At 72.7% G+C, this 17,892-nt stretch carries 21 protein-coding genes; 12 read left to right on the top strand and 9 right to left on the bottom strand.

The window, feature by feature from the left end; translation table 11 throughout:
- Positions 1-20: 20 nt before the first annotated feature.
- Both ACNAYW_RS11860 and clpS read right to left on the bottom strand, forming a co-directional pair.
- On the bottom strand, positions 21-629 hold the full coding sequence (locus ACNAYW_RS11860; RefSeq protein WP_415849902.1) for a DUF2017 domain-containing protein: 609 nt from the start codon (positions 627-629) through the stop codon (positions 21-23).
- On the bottom strand, positions 630-977 hold the full coding sequence (gene clpS / locus ACNAYW_RS11855; RefSeq protein ID WP_415849901.1) for an ATP-dependent Clp protease adapter ClpS: 348 nt from the start codon (positions 975-977) through the stop codon (positions 630-632).
- A gap of 18 nt (positions 978-995) precedes the next feature.
- On the opposite strand from clpS, the gene ACNAYW_RS11850 reads away from it, so the two are divergent.
- Positions 996-2,330 (top strand): nicotinate phosphoribosyltransferase, encoded by a 1,335-nt coding sequence (locus ACNAYW_RS11850; protein WP_415849900.1) that lies wholly within the window; start codon positions 996-998, stop codon positions 2,328-2,330.
- Positions 2,327-2,875 carry an isochorismatase family protein gene (locus ACNAYW_RS11845; protein WP_415849899.1) on the top strand — a complete coding sequence of 183 codons (549 nt, stop codon included), beginning with the start codon at positions 2,327-2,329 and terminating at the stop codon, positions 2,873-2,875. Before ACNAYW_RS11850 ends, ACNAYW_RS11845 begins: the two co-directional genes overlap by 4 nt.
- Positions 2,876-2,891: 16 nt before the next feature.
- Here ACNAYW_RS11845 and ACNAYW_RS11840 read toward each other — a convergent pair whose 3' ends face one another.
- The gene (locus tag ACNAYW_RS11840; protein WP_415849898.1) at positions 2,892-3,863 is read right to left on the bottom strand and encodes an alpha/beta fold hydrolase; all 972 of its coding nucleotides are present in this window, start codon (positions 3,861-3,863) and stop codon (positions 2,892-2,894) included.
- Positions 3,864-3,934: 71 nt separating this feature from the next.
- Here ACNAYW_RS11840 and ACNAYW_RS11835 point away from each other — a divergent pair, with 71 nt between their 5' ends.
- A complete protein-coding gene (locus ACNAYW_RS11835) occupies positions 3,935-4,480 on the top strand; it encodes a TetR/AcrR family transcriptional regulator (RefSeq protein ID WP_415849897.1) in 546 nt (181 codons plus the stop codon).
- Here ACNAYW_RS11835 and ACNAYW_RS11830 read toward each other — a convergent pair.
- Positions 4,461-4,850 carry a helix-turn-helix domain-containing protein gene (locus ACNAYW_RS11830; RefSeq protein WP_415849896.1) on the bottom strand — a complete coding sequence of 130 codons (390 nt, stop codon included), beginning with the start codon at positions 4,848-4,850 and terminating at the stop codon, positions 4,461-4,463. The two genes, ACNAYW_RS11835 and ACNAYW_RS11830, sit on opposite strands and share 20 nt — an antisense overlap.
- The gene (locus ACNAYW_RS11825; protein ID WP_415849895.1) at positions 4,843-5,085 is read right to left on the bottom strand and encodes a thiamine-binding protein; all 243 of its coding nucleotides are present in this window, start codon (positions 5,083-5,085) and stop codon (positions 4,843-4,845) included. The genes ACNAYW_RS11830 and ACNAYW_RS11825 overlap by 8 nt, the downstream gene beginning before the upstream one ends.
- Positions 5,086-5,198: 113 nt before the next feature.
- Here ACNAYW_RS11825 and uraD point away from each other — a divergent pair, with 113 nt between their 5' ends.
- The 8 genes from uraD to ACNAYW_RS11785 all read left to right on the top strand — a co-directional run bounded on the left by uraD (position 5,199) and on the right by ACNAYW_RS11785 (position 13,437).
- Entirely contained in the window at positions 5,199-5,720 is a 522-nt protein-coding gene (uraD, locus tag ACNAYW_RS11820; RefSeq protein ID WP_415849894.1) for a 2-oxo-4-hydroxy-4-carboxy-5-ureidoimidazoline decarboxylase, read from the top strand.
- On the top strand, positions 5,717-6,064 hold the full coding sequence (uraH, locus tag ACNAYW_RS11815; protein ID WP_415849893.1) for a hydroxyisourate hydrolase: 348 nt from the start codon (positions 5,717-5,719) through the stop codon (positions 6,062-6,064). Before uraD ends, uraH begins: the two co-directional genes overlap by 4 nt.
- A 5-nt stretch (positions 6,065-6,069) precedes the next feature.
- The gene (pucL, locus tag ACNAYW_RS11810) at positions 6,070-6,975 is read left to right on the top strand and encodes a factor-independent urate hydroxylase (protein WP_415849892.1); all 906 of its coding nucleotides are present in this window, start codon (positions 6,070-6,072) and stop codon (positions 6,973-6,975) included.
- 12 nt (positions 6,976-6,987) lie between these two features.
- On the top strand, positions 6,988-8,361 hold the full coding sequence (locus ACNAYW_RS11805) for a nucleobase:cation symporter-2 family protein (RefSeq protein ID WP_415849891.1): 1,374 nt from the start codon (positions 6,988-6,990) through the stop codon (positions 8,359-8,361).
- Positions 8,362-8,665: 304 nt separating this feature from the next.
- Positions 8,666-9,502, top strand: a complete 837-nt coding sequence (locus ACNAYW_RS11800) for a hydroxypyruvate isomerase family protein (RefSeq protein WP_415849890.1) — start codon at positions 8,666-8,668, stop codon at positions 9,500-9,502.
- Between the two features lie 58 nt (positions 9,503-9,560).
- Positions 9,561-10,442: a 2-hydroxy-3-oxopropionate reductase gene (locus ACNAYW_RS11795; protein WP_415849889.1), complete on the top strand. Its 882-nt coding sequence runs from the start codon at positions 9,561-9,563 to the stop codon at positions 10,440-10,442.
- 23 nt (positions 10,443-10,465) lie between these two features.
- Positions 10,466-12,286 (top strand): glyoxylate carboligase, encoded by a 1,821-nt coding sequence (gcl, locus tag ACNAYW_RS11790; protein WP_415849888.1) that lies wholly within the window; start codon positions 10,466-10,468, stop codon positions 12,284-12,286.
- A gap of 8 nt (positions 12,287-12,294) precedes the next feature.
- Positions 12,295-13,437, top strand: coding sequence for a glycerate kinase (locus ACNAYW_RS11785; RefSeq protein ID WP_415849887.1), 1,143 nt, complete (start codon positions 12,295-12,297; stop codon positions 13,435-13,437).
- A gap of 36 nt (positions 13,438-13,473) precedes the next feature.
- Here ACNAYW_RS11785 and ACNAYW_RS11780 read toward each other — a convergent pair.
- From ACNAYW_RS11780 to ACNAYW_RS11770, 3 genes are all read right to left on the bottom strand, one after another.
- On the bottom strand, positions 13,474-14,574 hold a 1,101-nt coding region (locus ACNAYW_RS11780; RefSeq protein ID WP_415849886.1), incomplete at its 3' end, for an oxygenase MpaB family protein.
- Between the two features lie 66 nt (positions 14,575-14,640).
- Complete coding sequence (locus tag ACNAYW_RS11775; protein WP_415849885.1) at positions 14,641-15,303, bottom strand: hypothetical protein; 663 nt, start codon at positions 15,301-15,303, stop codon at positions 14,641-14,643.
- Positions 15,304-15,335: 32 nt separating this feature from the next.
- Positions 15,336-15,695, bottom strand: a complete 360-nt coding sequence (locus tag ACNAYW_RS11770; RefSeq protein WP_415849884.1) for a nuclear transport factor 2 family protein — start codon at positions 15,693-15,695, stop codon at positions 15,336-15,338.
- Between the two features lie 70 nt (positions 15,696-15,765).
- Between ACNAYW_RS11770 and ACNAYW_RS11765 the strand changes: the two genes are divergently transcribed.
- The gene (locus ACNAYW_RS11765; protein ID WP_415849883.1) at positions 15,766-16,734 is read left to right on the top strand and encodes a LysR family transcriptional regulator; all 969 of its coding nucleotides are present in this window, start codon (positions 15,766-15,768) and stop codon (positions 16,732-16,734) included.
- Here the strand turns inward: ACNAYW_RS11765 and ACNAYW_RS11760 are convergent.
- On the bottom strand, positions 16,638-17,885 hold the full coding sequence (locus ACNAYW_RS11760) for an MFS transporter (RefSeq protein WP_415849882.1): 1,248 nt from the start codon (positions 17,883-17,885) through the stop codon (positions 16,638-16,640). The two genes, ACNAYW_RS11765 and ACNAYW_RS11760, sit on opposite strands and share 97 nt — an antisense overlap.
- Positions 17,886-17,892: the final 7 nt, after the last annotated feature.

The raw sequence follows: 17,892 nt of genomic DNA, 5'->3' as shown, positions 1-17,892 counted from the left end.
CAACCGCGCCCGGGCGCGGGCTATTCCGGCTCGCGGTCGAGCATCACCGAGACGAGCACGTCGAGCATCGCCGAGAGCCAGTGGTAGACGTCGACGTGCCCGGCGCGGGCCGGGTCCTCCGAGGACGGCCCGTCGGGCAGGTCGGCGGTGATGCCGAGCAGCGTGCCCAGCGCGAGCCGCAGGTCGTTGATGCAGGTCAGCCAATCCTGGGCCTCGGACTCGGTGAGGGTCACCGTGCCGGCCCGCTCGGGAAGCGTGGCGAGCACGGTCTGCGCGGCGTCGCGCTTGGCGTCGATCACCTCGGGCTCGTTGAGCGACCGGAGGGCGCCGTTGAGGTCGCGGGCCAGTTCGCCCGACGGTGCCTCGCTCGCGCCCGGGGCGTTCGCGTCGGGGCGGTAGAAGTCGGGCAGCAGCCGCTGCAGCACGGTCTCCTGCGGCGGCTCGGCGTGGCCCGTGCGCAGCCCCGTGAGCTCCGCGAGATCGTCGTGCGGGGCCGAGTCCTCGCGCTCGTCGAACAGCTCGACGAGTGAGCCGACGAGGGACCGGACGAGGCCGACCTCCTCCGGATCCATTTTCGAGACGAAGCGGACATCGCCGCGCACGCCCCGCTTGACCTGCCAGTTACGCACTCAGTCGTCTCGCTGCATCGTCGCCCACAGGCCCGCCGCATGCAGCTTGCGGACGTCGGCCTCCACCTTGTCGCGGTCGCCCGTGGAGACCACGGCCTTCCCCTCGGTGTGCACCTGCATCATCAGTTCCTTGGCTTTGGCCGTGCTGTAGCCGAACAGCTTCCGCAGCACGAAGGTCACGTACGACATGAGGTTCACCGGGTCGTCCCAGACCACGGTGACCCAGGGCTTGTCGAGCGCCTCGTCGGTCTTGCGCTCGAGCACCGCGGACGTGCCGGGCTGGGCAGCAGTGGATCCTCCGCCCGGACCACCGTCACTTCCCGGGGCCGCTGCGCTGCTGTCGGTCATGGTTCTAGGGTACCCAGTGTGACGGTAGATGAAAACGGGGCCGACTCCTCCTGGCGCAGCTCCGCCCTGCTCACGGATCAGTACGAACTGACCATGCTGGCGGCGGCCCTGCAGGACGGCACGGCGCACCGGCCGTGCGTCTTCGAGGTCTTCGCGCGGCGCCTGCCCGCGGGGCGCCGGTACGGCGTGGTGGCCGGCACCACGCGAGTGCTCGACGAGCTCCGCCGGTTCCGGTTCGGACCCGCGGAACTCGCGGTCGTCGAGCGCTTCCTCGATGCGGAGACGCTCGCGTGGCTCAAGGACTACCGATTCACCGGGGAGATCGACGGCTACCGCGAGGGCGAGCTGTACTTCCCCGGATCCCCGCTGCTGACGGTGCGCGCCACCTTCGCCGAGGGCGTGATCCTGGAGACCCTGATCCTGTCGATCCTCAACCACGACAGCGCGATCGCGTCCGCGGCCGCGCGCATGGTCTCCGCCGCCGCGGGGCGGCCGCTGATCGAGATGGGCTCGCGACGCACGCACGAGCGCGCCGCCGTGGCGTCCGCGCGCGCCGCCTACCTCGCCGGGTTCGCGACCACGTCGAACATGGAGGCGGCCCGGACCTACGGCGTCCCGTCGGGCGGCACCGCGGCCCACGCCTTCACCCTGCTGCACACCGGCCCGGACGGCCCCGACGAGGAGGCCGCCTTCGCGGCCCAGGTGGCGGCGCAGGGCCCCGGCACGACGCTGCTGGTGGACACCTACGACATCACCGAGGGCGTGAACCGGGCCGTGCGCGCCGCGGGGCCGGAGCTCGGCGGCGTGCGGATCGACTCGGGCGACCTGGGCATCATCACCCGCCAGGTCCGCGCGCAACTCGACGGCCTGGGCGCGACGAGGACCAAGATCGTGGTCTCGGGCGATCTCGACGAGTACGCGATCGGCGCGCTCCGCGCGGAGCCGATCGACGTCTACGGCGTGGGCACCTCGCTGGTCACCGGCTCGGGCGCGCCGACCGCCGGCATGGTCTACAAGCTCGTGGAGGTCGACGGGCTGCCGGTCGCGAAGCGCAGCTCGCACAAGGAGACCCAGGGCGGGGAGAAGCGGGCCGTGCGGCTCGCGCGGAGCACCGGCACCATCGTCGAGGAGCTCCTGCATCGGCCCGGCGCGACCCCGACGGTGCCCGCGCATCTCACCGCCACGCCGCTGCAGATCCCGCTGGTCCGCGGCGGCGAGCAGGTGGACGGCCTGCCCGGCCTCGAGGATGCGCGCGCGCACCTGCGCGACGCGCTGGTCACCCTGCCGTGGGAGGGCCTCGGGCTGTCCAACGGCGAGCCGGCGATCCCGACCCGGTTGGAGGAGAAGCGATGACGACGGCCCTGATCGTCGTGGACGTGCAGAACGACTTCTGCGAGGGCGGCTCGCTGGCCGTCGCCGGCGGCGCGCAGGTCGCGCGGCGCATCCACGACGACCTGCTGGAGTCCGCTCCGCTGATCGTCGCGACCCGCGACTGGCACATCGATCCGGGCGCGCACTTCTCCGCGACCCCCGACTTCGTCGACTCCTGGCCGGTGCACTGCCGGGCGCGCACGGAGGGCGCCGAGTTCCACCCGAACCTGCGCCTGCCGCTGCGGGTTCCGGTGTTCAGCAAGGGCGCGTACTCCGCGGCCTACTCGGGCTTCGAGGCCCACGACGCCGACGGCGCCTCGCTCGCGGAATGGCTCGCGGCGCACGATGTCTCGTCGGTCGACGTGGTGGGCATCGCCACCGACTACTGCGTGCGCGCCACGGCACTCGACGCGCTGGCCGCCGGCCTGGCGGTGCGCGTGCTCGCGGATTACACCGCGGGCGTCGCCGAGGACTCCACCCGCGCCGCGCTGGCGGAGTTCACCGCCGCCGGGATCACGGTGGCCTGAGGGGGTTCGGCGGCGACTACGACGGTTGCCGGGCCTGCACGGCCGACAGTTCGGCGAGCAGCTCGTCGGGGTACTCCATCGGCAGGGAGTGCGTCCCGTCGGGCCAGACGCGGACCGTCGCGTTCGGGAGGGAGCGGGCACGGTCCGCGGCCGCGGCGGTGTCCGTCACGGCGCTCCGGCCGCCCAGGCCGACGAACACGGGCATCGTCAGCCGCGCGAGCGCGGCGTCCTCCGGCTGCGCGGGCGTCGGGAGCGCGGCGCGGTAGCCCGCCGCGCCGGCGTCGATCATGGCGCCGATCGGGCTGCTCGAGGCATCGGCCTCGTCGGCGCCGCCGATGGACGCGAGCCCCTTCCGGCGCCACGAGTCGGGCAGGAAGGGCAGCGCCGTGGGCAGCGTCGCGATGTACATCTGCCAGCGCAACCCGGCGAGGACGAGGATCGGCTCCCACAGCGTCAGCGTCGCGACCCGGCCGGGGTACCGGGCCGCGAGGTTCGCCGCGCTCCACGCGCCGAAGGAGTGACCGACGAGGTGCGCGCGTCCCAGGCCGAGCGCCGTCATCGTCTCCGCGAGCCACGCCGCCTGATCCTCCGCGCCGGTCAGGGGCCGGTCCTGCACGCTCATGCCGGCATCGCCCAACGCGTCCACGGCGTAGACCTCCTGATCACGCAGGCGCGCCAGCACGTCCGCCCACATCGGAACACCGGACGAGCGGCCCGGCACCAGCAGCACGGGCGCCGTCCCGGGCCGGGGCGCGCCGAACCGGTAGGCGCGGACGATGCCGAATCCGGTGCGCACGTCCCGCGTCTCGGCGGGGATCGGTAGGTCGCGGAAGGCACGGTCGTACCGCTCCACGTACGCGGCGCGCGCGCCGGCCGACCGCCAGTATCCGACGGGGCTCGGGTCGCGCACCAGGTACGCGCCGATGCCCGCGAGGACCGTCGCCGCGCCCAGTCCGACCGCGGCGACGCGGCGGCACCGTCGTCCCATGGGACACCTCCTTCACAATGCATACGCATTGTAACAGCGATGCAATGCGACCGCATTGCTACTATCGGCGGATGCCGAAGCAGGTGGACCACGAGGAGCGACGCGCGGAGATCGACCGGGTGGTGTGGACGATCATCGCGGAGGACGGCATCGCGGCCGTCACCCTGCGCGCCATCGCGGCCCGCGGCGGGATCTCGATGGGGCGCGTGCAGCACTACTTCCCCACCCGCGAGGCCATCGTCGCGCACGCACTGACCTCGTACCTCACCCTCGCCGAGCAGGCGAACCCCGTCCCCGACGACCGCGATGCCGCCCTGCTGATGCTGCTCACGCACGCGATTCCACGGGACGGGACGCAGCGGCTCGGCGCGAAGGTCTGGTACGCCTACCTCGCCGAGGCGGTCACCGACCCCGGCCTCCGCACGATCGTCAACGAGGCACTCCGGGGCGCAGAGGATCTCGCGACCGGGTTGCTCGCCGGGGACCGCGACCGGGCGCGGGTCCTGCTCGCCGCCGCGGACGGCCTGGCCTACCGGGCGCTGATCGGCGTCGTCACCGCGGACGAGGCCGAGGCGGCCGTGCGCGCGCTCGCCGGCGTCAGCCCCGGATCCGGTTGAGGTAGTTGTAGACCGTGAAACGGGTGACGCCGAGCGCCTCGGCCACGGCCTCCGCCGACTTGCGGTAGGCGAACGCGCCGCGCTCCTCGAGCAGGCGCACCGCGCGCTGCTTCTCACCGCGCCCGAGCTCGGCCAGCGGCGAGCCCAGCTCGTCGGCGACGCTCGCGAGCAGCGCATCCAGGTCGCCCGCGGGCGCCTCGGCCGGCGGGAGGCGGACGCCCGCCACCGTCTCGCCCTCCCACACCAGAGGAACATCGCCGCGCCGCAGGGCATCGGGCCCCACGATCTGGGCGTCGAGCCGCACCGCGAGCTCGCGAACGGCCTCGACCAGGGGATGATCGGGCACCCGGCGGACCCCGCGTTCAGCCATCGGCGCGGTCGATCTGCACCGTGACCCGGGTGGCTCCGCCGGCGAAGGCGCCGGCCAGCGCCTCACGGAGCGCGTCGAGCACCGCGCCGGCCTCCCCCTCCACGGAGGTGCCGAGCGGCCCGAAATCGTGGTCGAGACCGCGGGCGCGGAGCACCCCGACCGCGCGCTCGGCGTGCGAGGGCACCGACCCCTCGCCCTCGAAGGGCTCGCTCGTGAACTCCGCGGTGAGACGCATGTCCGCATGGTAGCCCCCACGAATTTTCAACAAACTGTTGACGTGACTCAGATCACATGTCATTCTTCGATGAGTGGAAAACCTCTTCCGCAGACCGAAAGAAGGCAGGTCAGATGGACCTCGAAGACTTCAACTCGGCGCCTGAGGCCGATATCCGGGCGACTCTACTCGCGTGTTGCGATGTGCGCGCGTGGAGCGACGCGGTCCTGGCGGGGCGGCCCTACGCCGATGCCTCGGACGCGCTCCGCGTGGCCGGCACTGCGGCCCTGGCGTTCACCCCGGCCGACGTCGACCGCGCCCTCGCCTCCCACCCCCGGATCGGCGAGCGCGCCGCCGGCGCCTCCACGGAGGCGGGCTGGTCCCGCAAGGAGCAGTCCGGGGTCGCCACCGATGCGCACACGCAGGCCGCCCTGCTCGCCGGTAACAGCGCCTACGAGGAGCGGTTCGACCGCGTCTTCCTCATCAACGCCGCCGGCCTGGACGCGACGACGGTCCTCGCCGAGCTGCACCGGCGCCTCGAGAACTCGCCGGACGCCGAGGCCGCCGAGGTGGCCCGCGAGCTGCGCGGCATCGCGCTGCGCCGCCTCGCCCGCGTACTGGAACTGGAAGACGAACTCGCAGAGAGGCGCTCATGAGCACCGTCACCACCCACGTCCTCGACACCGCGCGCGGCGTCCCCGCCGCCGGGGTCCCGATCCGGATGGACCGCCTCACGCCGGACGGCACCGTCGAACCCGTCGCCGGCGGCGTCACGGACGACGACGGCCGGATCCGCGACCTCGGCCCGGACGACCTGGCCGCCGGCGTCTACCGCCTGACCTTCGACACCGCGAGCTACTCCGCCGCCACCGGCCAGGAGAACTTCTTCCCCGAGGTCGCCATCACCTTCCGCCTGCGGGCCGAGGGCGGCGCCGTCCCGCACCACCACGTGCCCCTCCTCCTCAGCCCGTTCCACTACTCCACCTACAAAGGAAGCTGACCACCATGGCAATCCACTTGGGCCCCAACCAGTACGGCAAGGCGGAGAACCGCGTGGTGCGGATCTACCGCGACACCGCCCGGCACACGATCCGCGACCTCAACGTCTCCTCCGCGCTGCGCGGCGACTTCACCGACGCGCACATCAGCGGCGACCAGGCGGCGGTGCTGCCCACCGACACCCAGAAGAACACCGCCTTCGCCTTCGCCAAGGAGAAGGGCATCGGCGCGATCGAGGACTACGCCCTCGCGCTGGGCGATCGCTTCCTCGGCTGCACCCCGAACGCCACCGGCGCCCGCATCGAGGTGCACGAGTACCCGTGGGACCGGATCCAGGTCGACGGCGCCGGCCACGACCACGCCTTCGTCCGGTCGGGCGGCGGCGTGCGCTCCACCGTCGTCAACGTCGACGGCCGCGGCGCCGACCGGCGCGCCCACGTGGTCTCCGGCATCCACGACCTGACGCTGCTCAAGTCCACGGGCTCGGAGTTCCACGGCTTCCTCAAGGACGAGTACACGACGCTGCAGGAGACCGACGACCGGATCCTCGCGACGTCGCTCGTGGCCAAGTGGCGCTACGACCACACCGACGTGGACTGGGACAAGTCGTTCGAATCGATCCGCGCGATCATGCTCCAGCGATTCGCGGAGATCCACAGCAAGGCGCTGCAGCAGACCCTCTACGGCATGGGCCAGTCCGTACTCGAGCAGCACCCGGAGGTCGCGGAGATCAAGTTCTCGGCGCCGAACAAGCACCACTTCCTGGTGGATCTCTCCCCCTTCGGCACGGAGAACCCCGGCGAGGTCTTCATCGCCGCCGACCGGCCGTACGGCCTCATCGAGGCGAGCGTGGTGCGCGACGACGCGTCCGACGCCGGCTCGGCGTGGCACGGCGTCCCCGGATTCTGCTAGTCAGGCGCCGACATGACCACAGCCACCGAGGTACGCCCCGAGGACGAACGGCTCCCCCTGGGCAAGACCTTCGTCTACGGCCTCCAGCACATCCTCACGATGTACGGCGGCGTCATCGCGCCCCCGCTCATCGTGGGCGGTGCCGCGGGCCTCTCCGCCACGGACATGAGCCTGCTCGTGACCGCCGGCCTGTTCGTCAGCGGCCTCGCCACGATCCTGCAGACGATCGGCATCGGCCCGCTCGGCGCGCGCCTGCCGATCGTGCAGGGCCTCTCGTTCGCGAGTGTCTCGACGATGACCGCCATCGCGCAGGACGGCGGCGTGCGGCCCATCTTCGGCGCGATCATCGTCGCCGGGCTCATCGGCCTCGTCCTGAGCTCGGTGTTCGCGAAGCTGGTGCGGTACTTCCCGCCGGTGGTGACGGGCACGATCATCACGGTGATCGGGCTCTCGCTCCTGCCCGTGACGTTCAACTGGGCGCAGGGCGGCAACGCGAAGGCCTCCGACTACGGTTCGATGGCCAACATCGGGCTGGCCGGCGCCACGGTCCTGATCATCCTGGTGATCAGCCGGCTGTTCCAGGGCGCCATCTCGCGGCTGTCGATCCTCATCGGCATCGTCGTCGGCACGGTGATCGCCGCCTTCATGGGCAAGCTGGACTTCTCCAAGGTCGGCGACGGTCCGATCTTCTCGCTGCCGCCGGTGATGCACTTCGGCAGCCCGACCTTCCAGATCGGCGCCATCATCTCGATGACGATCGTGATCCTGGTGATCATGACCGAGACCACGGCCGACATCCTGGCCATCGGCGAGATCGTGGGCACCCCCGTCGACTCGAAGCGGGTGGCGAACGGACTGCGGGCCGACATGCTCTCCACTGCGGTCGCCCCCGCCTTCAGCGCGTTCCCGTGCAGCGCGTTCGCGCAGAACGTGGGCCTCGTGGCGCTCACCGGGATCAAGAGCCGGTACGTCGTGGCGATGGGCGGCGGCATCCTCGCCTTCCTGGGGCTGCTGCCCGTCGTCGGCCGCGTGATCGCCGCGATCCCCTATCCCGTCCTCGGCGGCGCGGGCCTGGTGCTGTTCGGCTCGGTGGCGGCGAGCGGCATCAAGACACTCTCGCGCGTCGACTTCGACGGCAATCTCAACATGGTGATCGTCGCCGTCTCCATCGGCATGGGAATGATCCCCGTTGCGGCACCGGACTTCTGGCACGCATTCCCGACCGCTGTCGGCACCGTGATGCATTCGGGGATCAGCGCAGCGGCCGTGGTGGCAGTGGTCCTGAACTTCCTGTTCAACGAGATCACCACGGGCAACCGACCGGACGTCTCGGTGTTCGCCGCCGCGCCCGACGAACGCGGCAACCCGATCCCGAACGGCGAGTGACGGCCGCCCGGCGCAGCCGTGGATCCCGAGCCCCGAAGCCCGAAGCCGGAGCGCGCCCCGCGCGCTCCGGCTTCGCCGTNTTCGGGCCGGCCGGCCCACCGCTCGGGCCCGTCGATCCGACGGTCCGCGCAGCCGCCCCCGCGCTCGCCGCCGAGCCCCCACGGGGGGGTTGACGTGACCGCCATCACATGGAACAATTCCATAGTACGGAAATGAACTTTCCAACAGGCGAAAGCTTGCAGGTCGTACCGGACCTCGCCAGAACCTGCATCGCCCGTACGTCCTGCCTGACGAAGGAGCCCCCATGAACGCGAACGCCCCCGCCAAGTACACGGTCAACTGCTCGATCCTGCTCGCCGACACCCCGATCTTCGAGCGGCCCCGCGTGGTCCGCGACGCGGGATTCGACGCCGTGGAGTTCTGGTGGCCCTTCCCCAGGTCCGTGCCGAGCGACCGTCAGGTCGACGCCTTCGTCACGGCGATCGAGGACGCCGGCGTCCGGCTCACCGGCCTCAACTTCTCCGCGGGCGACATGCCCGGCGGCGAGCGGGGCATCCTCTCCGACCCCGCTCGGGTCTCCGAGTTCCGCGACAACATCGACGTCACCATCGGCATCGGCGAGCGCCTCGGTACCCCGGCCTTCAACGCCCTGTACGGCAACCGGATCGACGGCGTCGACCCGGCCGAGCAGGACGCCGTCGCCGCCGAGAACCTCGCCGCTGCGGGTCGCGCGGCCGCCCGGATCGGCGCCGTCGTCCTGATCGAGCCGGTCAGCGGCGCCCCGCGGTACCCGCTGCTCACCGCCGCCGATGCGGTGACCGTCATCGACCGGGTCCGGGAGCAGACCGCCGTCGATTCCCTGCGCCTGCTCGCCGACCTCTATCACCTTCAGGTCAACGGCGACGACGTCGCCGCGGCCATCGACGCCCACGCCGATCGGATCGGCCACGTCCAGATCGCGGACGATCCCGGCCGCGGCGAGCCGGGCACCGGCACCCTCGACATCGACGGCCACCTGGCCCACCTCGAGCGCGTGGGCTACCGCGGGCCGATCGCGCTGGAGTACAAGCAGACCCAGGACGATCCCTTCGCCTGGCTCCCCCGCGAGCAGCGCAGCGCCCGGGTCTCCGCCGCGTCCTGAGCCGGCCTCCGCCCACCCGAACCCCGATCCCCGATCGACGACCCCGACAAGGAATCTCATGACGAACATCGCCTTCATCGGACTCGGCATCATGGGCAGCCCCATGGCCGTGCACCTCGCGAATGCGGGCCACACGGTGGCCGGCTTCAACCGCACCCCGGAGCGGGCCAAGCCCCTCGTCGACGCGGGCGGCCGCGCCGCCGCCTCGATCGCCGACGCGGTGGCCGACGCCGAGGTCATCGCGGTGATGGTGCCCGACTCCCCCGACGTGCAGGCCGTGCTCGCCGGCGAGGGCGGCGTCTTCGACCACGCCCCTGCGGGCGCGCTGATCATCGACTTCTCCAGCATCCGGCCCGACGTGACGACCGAGCTCGCGCGGCAGGCCGCCGAGCGCGGCCTCCGCCTCATCGACGCCCCGGTCTCGGGCGGCGAGGCCGGCGCGATCAATGCCGCGCTGTCGATCATGGTCGGCGGGACGCCCGAGGACTTCGCGGCGGCGCGTCCGGTGCTGGACGTGGTCGGCAAGACGATCGTGCACGTGGGCCCCAACGGTTCCGGGCAGACCGTCAAGGCCGCGAACCAGCTCATCGTGGCGGGCAACATCCAGCTCCTGGCCGAGGCGATCGTCTTCCTCGAGGCGTACGGCGTGGATACGGCCGCCGCCGTCCAGGTGCTCGGCGGCGGGCTCGCGGGCTCCGCCGTCCTCAACCAGAAGGCGCAGAAGATGCTGGACCGCGAGTTCGAGCCCGGCTTCCGGATCGAGCTGCACCACAAGGACCTCGGCATCGTGACCGCCGCGGCCCGCGAGGCCGGCGTCGTCGCGCCGCTCGGCGGACTCGTCGCCCAGTTCATGGCCTCCGCCCGCGCCAACGGCGACGGTGCGCTCGACCACTCCGCGCTGCTGCGCGGCGTCGAGCGGCTGTCGGGCCGCACGTCCTAACCCGAAGACATTGGAGAACTGACATGGCTCGTATGCGTGCCGCCGAAGCAGCGGTCAAGATCATGGAGCTCGAGGGCGCCACCCAGGCGTTCGGTGTGCCCGGCGCCGCCATCAACCCCTTCTACGCCGCGATGCGCGCGCACGGCGGCATCGGCCACGTGCTCGCCCGGCACGTCGAGGGCGCCTCGCACATGGCGGAGGGCTACACCCGCGCCGAGGCCGGCAACATCGGCGTCTGCATCGGCACGTCGGGCCCCGCCGGCACCGACATGATCACCGGGTTGTACTCGGCGATGGCCGATTCCATCCCGATCCTCGCCATCACCGGCCAGGCGCCCGTCGCACGCCTGCACAAGGAGGACTTCCAGGCGGTCGACATCGCGTCGATCGCGAAGCCCGTCACCAAGATGGCCGTCACCGTGCTCGAGCCCGCGCAGGTGCCGGGCGTCTTCGCGCAGGCCTTCCACCTCATGCGTTCGGGTCGGCCCGGCCCCGTCCTCATCGATCTGCCCATCGACGTGCAGCTCGCCGAGATCGAGTTCGACCCGGACACCTACACCCCGCTGCCCGTGCACAGGCCCGCCGCGACCCGCGCGCAGGCGGAGAAGGCGCTGGACATGCTGGCCGCGGCGGAGCGCCCGCTCATCGTGGCCGGGGGCGGCATCATCAACGCCGACGCCGCGGATCGGCTGGTCGAGCTCGCCGAACTGCTGGACGTGCCCGTGGTCCCGACCCTGATGGGCTGGGGCACGATCCCCGACGACCATCGCCTCGCCGCCGGGATGGTGGGGCTGCAGACGGCGCACCGCTACGGCAACGCGACCATGCTGGCGTCGGACTTCGTGCTCGGCATCGGCAACCGCTGGGCGAACCGGCACACCGGCGGGCTCGACACCTACCGCGAGGGCCGGACGTTCGTCCACGTGGACATCGATCCCACTCAGATCGGCCGGGTCTTCCCGCCGGACTACAGCATCGTCTCCGATGCCGGCGCGGCGCTCGATCAGCTCGTGGAGATCGCGCGCGAGCGCCGCTCCGCGGGCACCCTCGCGGACCGCTCGGCCTGGGTCGAGGCCTGCGCCGAGCGCAAGCGGACCATGCAGCGCCGCACGCACTTCGACGACGTCCCGATCAAGCCGCAGCGGGTCTACGAGGAGATGAACAAGGCCTTCGGCCGCGACACCCGGTACGTCAGCACGATCGGCCTCTCGCAGATCGCCGGCGGGCAGTTCCTGCACGTCTTCAAGCCGCGGCACTGGATCAACTGCGGGCAGGCGGGCCCGCTCGGGTGGACCATCCCCGCGGCGCTCGGCGTGGTCAAGGCCGTGCCCGGAACCGACGTGGTGGCCCTGTCGGGCGACTACGATTTCCAGTTCATGATCGAGGAACTGGCGGTCGCGGCGCAGTTCAACCTGCCCTACGTGCACGTCGTGGTGAACAACTCCTACCTGGGACTGATCCGGCAGGCGCAGCGCGCCTTCGACATGGACTTCCAGGTCCAGCTCGGCTTCGACAACATCAACTCCGATGTCGACGACGCCCACAGCACGAACGGCTCGGACCCGATGCCCCTGGCCCCCAAGGGGTACGGCGTCGACCACGTCAAGGTCGCCGAGGGCCTCGGCTGCAAGGCGGTGCGCGTGACCGATCCGGCGGACATCGCCTCGACGCTCACCCGCGCGCAGCAGATGGCGCGGGAGCACAAGGTGCCCGTCGTGGTCGAGATCTTCCTGGAGCGGGTCACCAACATCGCGATGGGTACCGAGCTCGACAACGTCGCCGAGTTCGAGGACCTCGCCACCGTCGGCACCGACGCGCCCACCGCGCTCCTGCTGCTGGATTAGGGGGCGACGTGACCCGCCGAACCACCACGGTGCTGCTGGCGCCCGACAAGTTCAAGGGCTCGCTCTCCGCCGCGGGCGTGGCCGACGCCCTCGCCCGCGGCATCGCGGACGTCGCGCCGGACTGGGTGTGCGTACGCGCCCCCATCGCGGACGGCGGGGACGGCACCGTCGACGCCGCCGTGGCCGCCGGGTGGGAGCGGGTCGAGGTGGAGACGACCGGCCCGACGGGGGTACCGCACACCACGTCGTACGCCCGCGGCGGCCCGACGGCGGTGGTCGAGCTCGCCTCCGCCGTCGGCCTGGAACTCCTGCCCGGCGGCGAGCCGGACGCGCTCGGCGCCACCACGTTCGGGCTCGGCACGGTGATCCGGCACGCCCTCGAACACGGTGCGCAGGACATCGTGCTGGGCCTGGGCGGCAGCGCCTCGACCGACGGCGGCGCCGGCATGCTGCAGGCGCTCGGCGTGACGATCACCGACCGCGCGGGCGAGCCCGTCCGGCCCGGCGGCACCGCGCTGCTGCAGGCCGCGCGGGTCGACCTCGCGGGCCTGCTGCCCGCAGCCCGCGCCGCACGGTTCACGCTCGCCTGCGACGTGGACAACCCGCTGCTCGGCTCCCACGGGGCGGCCGCCGTCTACGGCCCCCAGAAGGGCGCCACCGCCGCCCAGGTGACCCTGCTCGACGGCGCCCTGCGCACGTGGGCCGACCTGATCGCGGAGGCGACGGGCACCGACCTGCGGGACACCCCCGGGGCGGGCGCCGCGGGCGGCACGGGCTTCGGCGCGATGGCGGTGCTCGGCGCCGTGCCGCGACCGGGCGTCGACATCGTGCTCGAGCTGGCCCAATTCGGTGACAAGGTCGCTGCGGCCGACCTCGTGATCACGGGCGAGGGGTCGCTCGACGAACAGTCGTTGCACGGCAAGGCGCCCGTCGGCGTCGCGGCGGCGGCCCGTGCCGCGGGGGTCCCCGTCATCGCGGTCGCGGGACGCAGCGTGCTCACCGCGGAGCAGATCCACGCGGCCGGGTTCCGGCGCGCGCTGGCGCTGTCCGACATCGAGCCCGACCCCGCCCGGTCGATGGCGAACGCCGCCGACCTGCTGCGCCGGGTGGGTCGCTCCATCGCGACGGGCACGGCCGACCTGCAGGGCTGATCCGCTCGCCCAGGTCGGGCCGGCGCGCCNGGCGNNGGGCGACAGCCGGGCCGCGACCTGCACCGGCAGGTGATTCGCCCAGGCGACGGGGACGGCCCAGGGCGCCGCGGCGGGCAGGCCGAGGTCGCGCAGGCCCTGCGGGCCGGCGAAAACGCCCTCCAAGCTGCCCAGATAGCGCTGATAGAAGGCCCGCCGCAGCCCCTGGGCGAGCGGGTAGTCGTGCCGGCCCCAGTTGCCGTAGAGCGCGCGGCCGAGCACCGCGGAATCCGCGTCCGGCCCGGGCGTGTACTGGCCGATCTGGACCATCCGGCGCCGGCCCTCGGCCTCGGTGGCGGGGAGGACGTGCTCGTCGATGCCCAGGAGCCAGCCGATGTACCGCCAAAGGGCCATCACGTCGCGCCCCTCGGCCGCGGAGACCGGCATGCCCAGCGCGCGCACGCCGAGCAGGAAGGTCGTGGAGAACAGCCCGAGCGTGCCGAGCTGGTCGGACTGGTTGATCGGCACGCCCCATTCGGCCACGTCCCAGTCGTCGCGCCGCAGCAGGGTCGTGTTGGCGAGGCCGTGGATCACGCGGACCTTCACGGCCGACCGCCACGCGAGGCCGTGCGGGCGGACGTCGCCGCCGATGATCTCCGACCACCACTGCGTGGTCTCGTGGATGCGGGCGTCCACCCCGTCGACGAGGCGGCCCGTCGCGACGAGCTGGCGGGTGGTCGCCGAGGTCGTGTAGCCGGTCATGAGCGACGCCGTCGCGAGAACGTCGAGCCCGAGCGAGCCCGAGCGCCGGCACACCGCGGCCCCGCGTTCGCAGGCCTCGACGTCGACCCATGAGGGCGTCGCGGCGGGGCCGACCGCATCGAGCAGCTCCCGCAGCAGAGGGTGCGTCGTGGTGCCGGACTCGAGCGCGGCGTCCACGTCGCGCATCGTGACAGCGCGGTCGTCGATCATCGCGCGCCCGAGCCGGTTGCCGAGCTCGTCGCCGCGGTTCACCGCCTCCCGCGCCCAGGTGATCTCGTCGGGGGTGAACGGGCGGCGGTCCTTCTGCAGGATCCGGAGGACCCGCACGCTCCCCGCGGCCCACTCGGGGTCGCGGTCGAAACGTGCCGGGGTATCGACGGTGCGGACGGCAGGGGTCATGACCCGAGCGTATCTCAATCTGGCCACAGTATGTAGCCAGAAATCTTTCCCTTCCGTGTCGCCGCCCTATTCGGACCCCGCGCGCAGTCGTCCGAGCACGCCGCGCAGGTCGCGATTGCTGAGGATGCCGGCGACCATGATCTCCTCGACGAGCTGCGGCGACGCATCCACGCGCCCGGCGCGCGCGGCGATCGCCAGATGCATGCCGCCGACGGTGATCAGCCGGGCCGACAGCCGCGCGTCCGCGGGATCGGGCGGATCGTCGAGAAGCTCCTCCGCCTGGGCCACCATGGCCGCGGCGAGCAGGTCGGTCAGCGCCTCGCGCCGCTCCCACAGGCCGGGGTGCACATCCGCGCTCATGAGCAGCGCGGCGCGGCGCGGGTCGTCGCCCAACGGCCGGAGGGAGCCGTGCACACCGGCCCGGACCTTGCGTTCCACGGCGTCGGCGGCCCCGGTCGGCACGGCCGCGATGGAGTCGGCCGCCCCCTGCAGGACCGCCGCGGCCATCGCATCGAAGGCCTCGGTCAGCACCTGATCGGGAGTGTCGAACGCCTCCCGGAAGTAGCGTGCGTGCAACCCCGTTTCGGCGCACAGGGACCGCGCACTCACGGCGGCGACGCCGTCTCGGGCGACGACGGTCAGCGCCGCGTCCAGGAAGCGCGCCCGCCGCTCGTCGCGGCGGGCAGCCGCACTCGCGCCGCTGTACCGCCGCCCCTCGGTCTCGGTCATCGGACCAGCGTATCGCCCGTCGCGGCGCCGGCTCAGGAGGTGGCGGCGAGGATCTCGCGGGGGTCGAAGGTGACGTTCACGGCGGTGATCAGGCCGTTCGCGACGCGCGTCCAGTTCGCGACGGCGGTCGCGGGGGCGCCGCCCATGCCCAGGTCGAACCACGTGATGACGTCGCGGTCGTCGGCCAGGCGGGCGCGGACCGCCAGCGAATCGGTGGCGGCGGCCATACCGCTGAGCCCCTGGAGGAACTCGTCAGGACCGTGTGCGACGCCGAAGACTCCGGTGAAGGTGCAGTCGTCGGCCAGGTAGGGGCGAAGGGGAGCGAAATCCTTCGCCTCCCAGCAGCGGAAGTAGGTCTCGGCGATGGCGCGGGGTGTCGTGTTCTCGGTCATGACTCCACCCTGCGGCGCGCGACCCCATAAGTCCAACAGCTGGATCTGATGGTGGCTATCATCATCAGTGATGGAACTGCACCAGCTGCGCTACCTCGTCACCGTCGCCGATCACGGCTCCTTCACCGCCGCCGCCGAGGCACTGCACGTCGCCCAGTCCGGTGTGTCCGCACAGGTCGCCAAACTCGAGCGGGAACTCGGCCACCGCCTGCTCGAGCGCGGCGCGCGAGCCGTCGCCCTGACGCCCGAGGGCGCCGAACTGCTCCCGCACGCCCGGGCCGCGCTCGCCTCCGTGGACGCCGTGCGCACCGTCGCCGACGAGCTCACGGACGTCGTCCGCGGCCACGTCCGGCTCGGCACCGTCATCGGCTGCACGATCCCCGGCTACCTCGCCGGCTTCGCGGCGTTCCGGGCCGCGCACCCGACGGTGACCGTCGAGGTCGCGGAGGGCAATTCGGACGACCTCATCACCGGGCTCACGACGGGCGCGGTGGACGTCGCCCTGGTCGCGCACGCGCAGCCACTGCCGGAGGCCCTCGCGGCGCACCGCCTGATCCGCGAGCCCCTGGCCGCCGTCGTCCCGGACGACCACGAGTGGGCCCACCGCGACGCCGTGACCTGCGCGGACCTCGCGAGTCGGACGGTGCTCTGCCTGCCGCCCGGCACGGGCGTGCGCGCCGCGCTCGAGATCACCTGCGCCGCCGAACGCGTCGCCGTCGAGCCCGCGGTGCAGGCCCACTCCCCCGAGGCGCTGCTCGCGCTCGCGGAGCGCGGCGCCGGCGTCGCGGTGCTCACGGCCTCGATGGCGGCCGGGCGCCGGGGATCGACGACGGTGCCGATCGCCCGGTCCGCCCGGACGAACCTGTCGCTCGCGACCCGGGCGGCACCGTCGGCGGCGGCGGCCGCGATGACCCGCACCCTCCGCGAGCACCTGACGACCGATCAGGCGGCCGCTCCGGCCGCCGGACGCCAGCGGGCGACGGCGGCACCGAGCGCGACCACGGTGAGCGCGGCGACGCCGAGCCCGAGCGCGGGGTAGGTCCACGCGGAGACGACGACACCGGACGCCAGACCGCCGCCCGCGCCGGACAACGCGATCAACACGTCGACCTTGCCCTGCACCCGGGCCCGATCCGCGAGCTCGGTCCCGTCGACGACGAGGGCCGTTCCGGCGACCAGGCCGAAGTTCCAGCCGATCCCGAGCAGGACCAGCGCGACGATGTTCGCCCACAGCGTCTCGCCCGGGCCGAGCGCCGCGAGCAGACCGGCCGCGGCGAGCACGACGCCGGACGCGACCACCATCGGTATCCGCCCCACCCGATCGACGAGCACGCCGGTGATCGGCGAGGGCAGGTACATCCCGGCGACGTGCAGTCCGATCACCATGCCGACGGCGCCGAGCCCGTGATGATGCGCCTGCATGTGGACCGGCGTCATCGTCATCACGGCGGTCATCCCGATCTGGGTCACGACCATCACCGCCGCGCCGAGGTACACCGCGGGGCCCACGCCCGCGGTCGTCCGGTCCCGGACGGCCTCGGGCACCGCGCCGAGCTCGCGCGCCAGCAGCAGCGGGTCGGGCCGGAGCAGGAGGAACAGCACGGCGCCCGCGGCGGCGTAGGCGACCGCCGCGAGGAGGAAGGGGCCGGCCAAGGGCGGGAGCCCGAGGTTCCGGGCGAGCGCGCCGAGCGGCGCCACCAGGTTCGGGCCGGCGACGGCGCCGACCGTCGTCGAGACGAGCGCGAGGCTGATCGCGGTCGCACGACGCGCCGGCGTCGCGAGATCCGTACCCGCGTAGCGCGCCTGGAGGTTCGTCGCGGTCCCGGCGCCGTAGGCGAGGAAGGAGGCGAACAGCAGGGGCACGTTCCCGATCGCCGCGGCGAGGACCACCCCGGCCGCGCCGGCCGCACCCGCGGCGAAGCCCGCCGCGAGGCCGATGCGCCGGCCGGCGCGCTGGCTGATCCGCCCCACGAGGTACGCCGCGAACGCCGAGCCGAAGGTGAACATCGCGATCGGAAGCCCGGTGAGCGAGGCCGAGCCGAGCATGTCCTGCGCGAGCAGCGCACCGACGGTGATCCCGGCCGCGAGCCCCGCCCCGCCGAGCACCTGCCCCGCCATGACCACCGCCAGCGTCCGGCGCTGCACCCGCTCCCGCGACGACGCGACTCCGCCTTCGACGTCCACGCTCATGTCCCGC

It is taken from the genome of Tsukamurella ocularis (assembly GCF_965138335.1).
Taxonomy (GTDB): Bacteria; Actinomycetota; Actinomycetes; order Mycobacteriales; family Mycobacteriaceae; genus Tsukamurella; species Tsukamurella ocularis_A.
This window is presented reverse-complemented; position numbering and strand designations above follow the sequence as displayed.

Coding starts and splice junctions, on each gene's coding strand:
- ACNAYW_RS11760 (WP_415849882.1), bottom strand. CDS start 17,885: ATGAGCGTGGACGTCGAAGGCGGAGTCGCGTCGTCGCGGGAGCGGGTG.
- ACNAYW_RS11770 (WP_415849884.1), bottom strand. CDS start 15,695: ATGACCGAGAACACGACACCCCGCGCCATCGCCGAGACCTACTTCCGC.
- ACNAYW_RS11795 (WP_415849889.1), top strand. CDS start 9,561: ATGACGAACATCGCCTTCATCGGACTCGGCATCATGGGCAGCCCCATG.
- clpS (WP_415849901.1), bottom strand. CDS start 977: ATGACCGACAGCAGCGCAGCGGCCCCGGGAAGTGACGGTGGTCCGGGC.
- uraD (WP_415849894.1), top strand. CDS start 5,199: ATGGACCTCGAAGACTTCAACTCGGCGCCTGAGGCCGATATCCGGGCG.
- pucL (WP_415849892.1), top strand. CDS start 6,070: ATGGCAATCCACTTGGGCCCCAACCAGTACGGCAAGGCGGAGAACCGC.
- ACNAYW_RS11830 (WP_415849896.1), bottom strand. CDS start 4,850: ATGGCTGAACGCGGGGTCCGCCGGGTGCCCGATCATCCCCTGGTCGAG.
- ACNAYW_RS11800 (WP_415849890.1), top strand. CDS start 8,666: ATGAACGCGAACGCCCCCGCCAAGTACACGGTCAACTGCTCGATCCTG.
- gcl (WP_415849888.1), top strand. CDS start 10,466: ATGGCTCGTATGCGTGCCGCCGAAGCAGCGGTCAAGATCATGGAGCTC.
- ACNAYW_RS11825 (WP_415849895.1), bottom strand. CDS start 5,085: ATGCGTCTCACCGCGGAGTTCACGAGCGAGCCCTTCGAGGGCGAGGGG.
- ACNAYW_RS11845 (WP_415849899.1), top strand. CDS start 2,327: ATGACGACGGCCCTGATCGTCGTGGACGTGCAGAACGACTTCTGCGAG.
- ACNAYW_RS11840 (WP_415849898.1), bottom strand. CDS start 3,863: ATGGGACGACGGTGCCGCCGCGTCGCCGCGGTCGGACTGGGCGCGGCG.
- ACNAYW_RS11835 (WP_415849897.1), top strand. CDS start 3,935: ATGCCGAAGCAGGTGGACCACGAGGAGCGACGCGCGGAGATCGACCGG.
- ACNAYW_RS11805 (WP_415849891.1), top strand. CDS start 6,988: ATGACCACAGCCACCGAGGTACGCCCCGAGGACGAACGGCTCCCCCTG.
- ACNAYW_RS11775 (WP_415849885.1), bottom strand. CDS start 15,303: ATGACCGAGACCGAGGGGCGGCGGTACAGCGGCGCGAGTGCGGCTGCC.
- uraH (WP_415849893.1), top strand. CDS start 5,717: ATGAGCACCGTCACCACCCACGTCCTCGACACCGCGCGCGGCGTCCCC.
- ACNAYW_RS11765 (WP_415849883.1), top strand. CDS start 15,766: ATGGAACTGCACCAGCTGCGCTACCTCGTCACCGTCGCCGATCACGGC.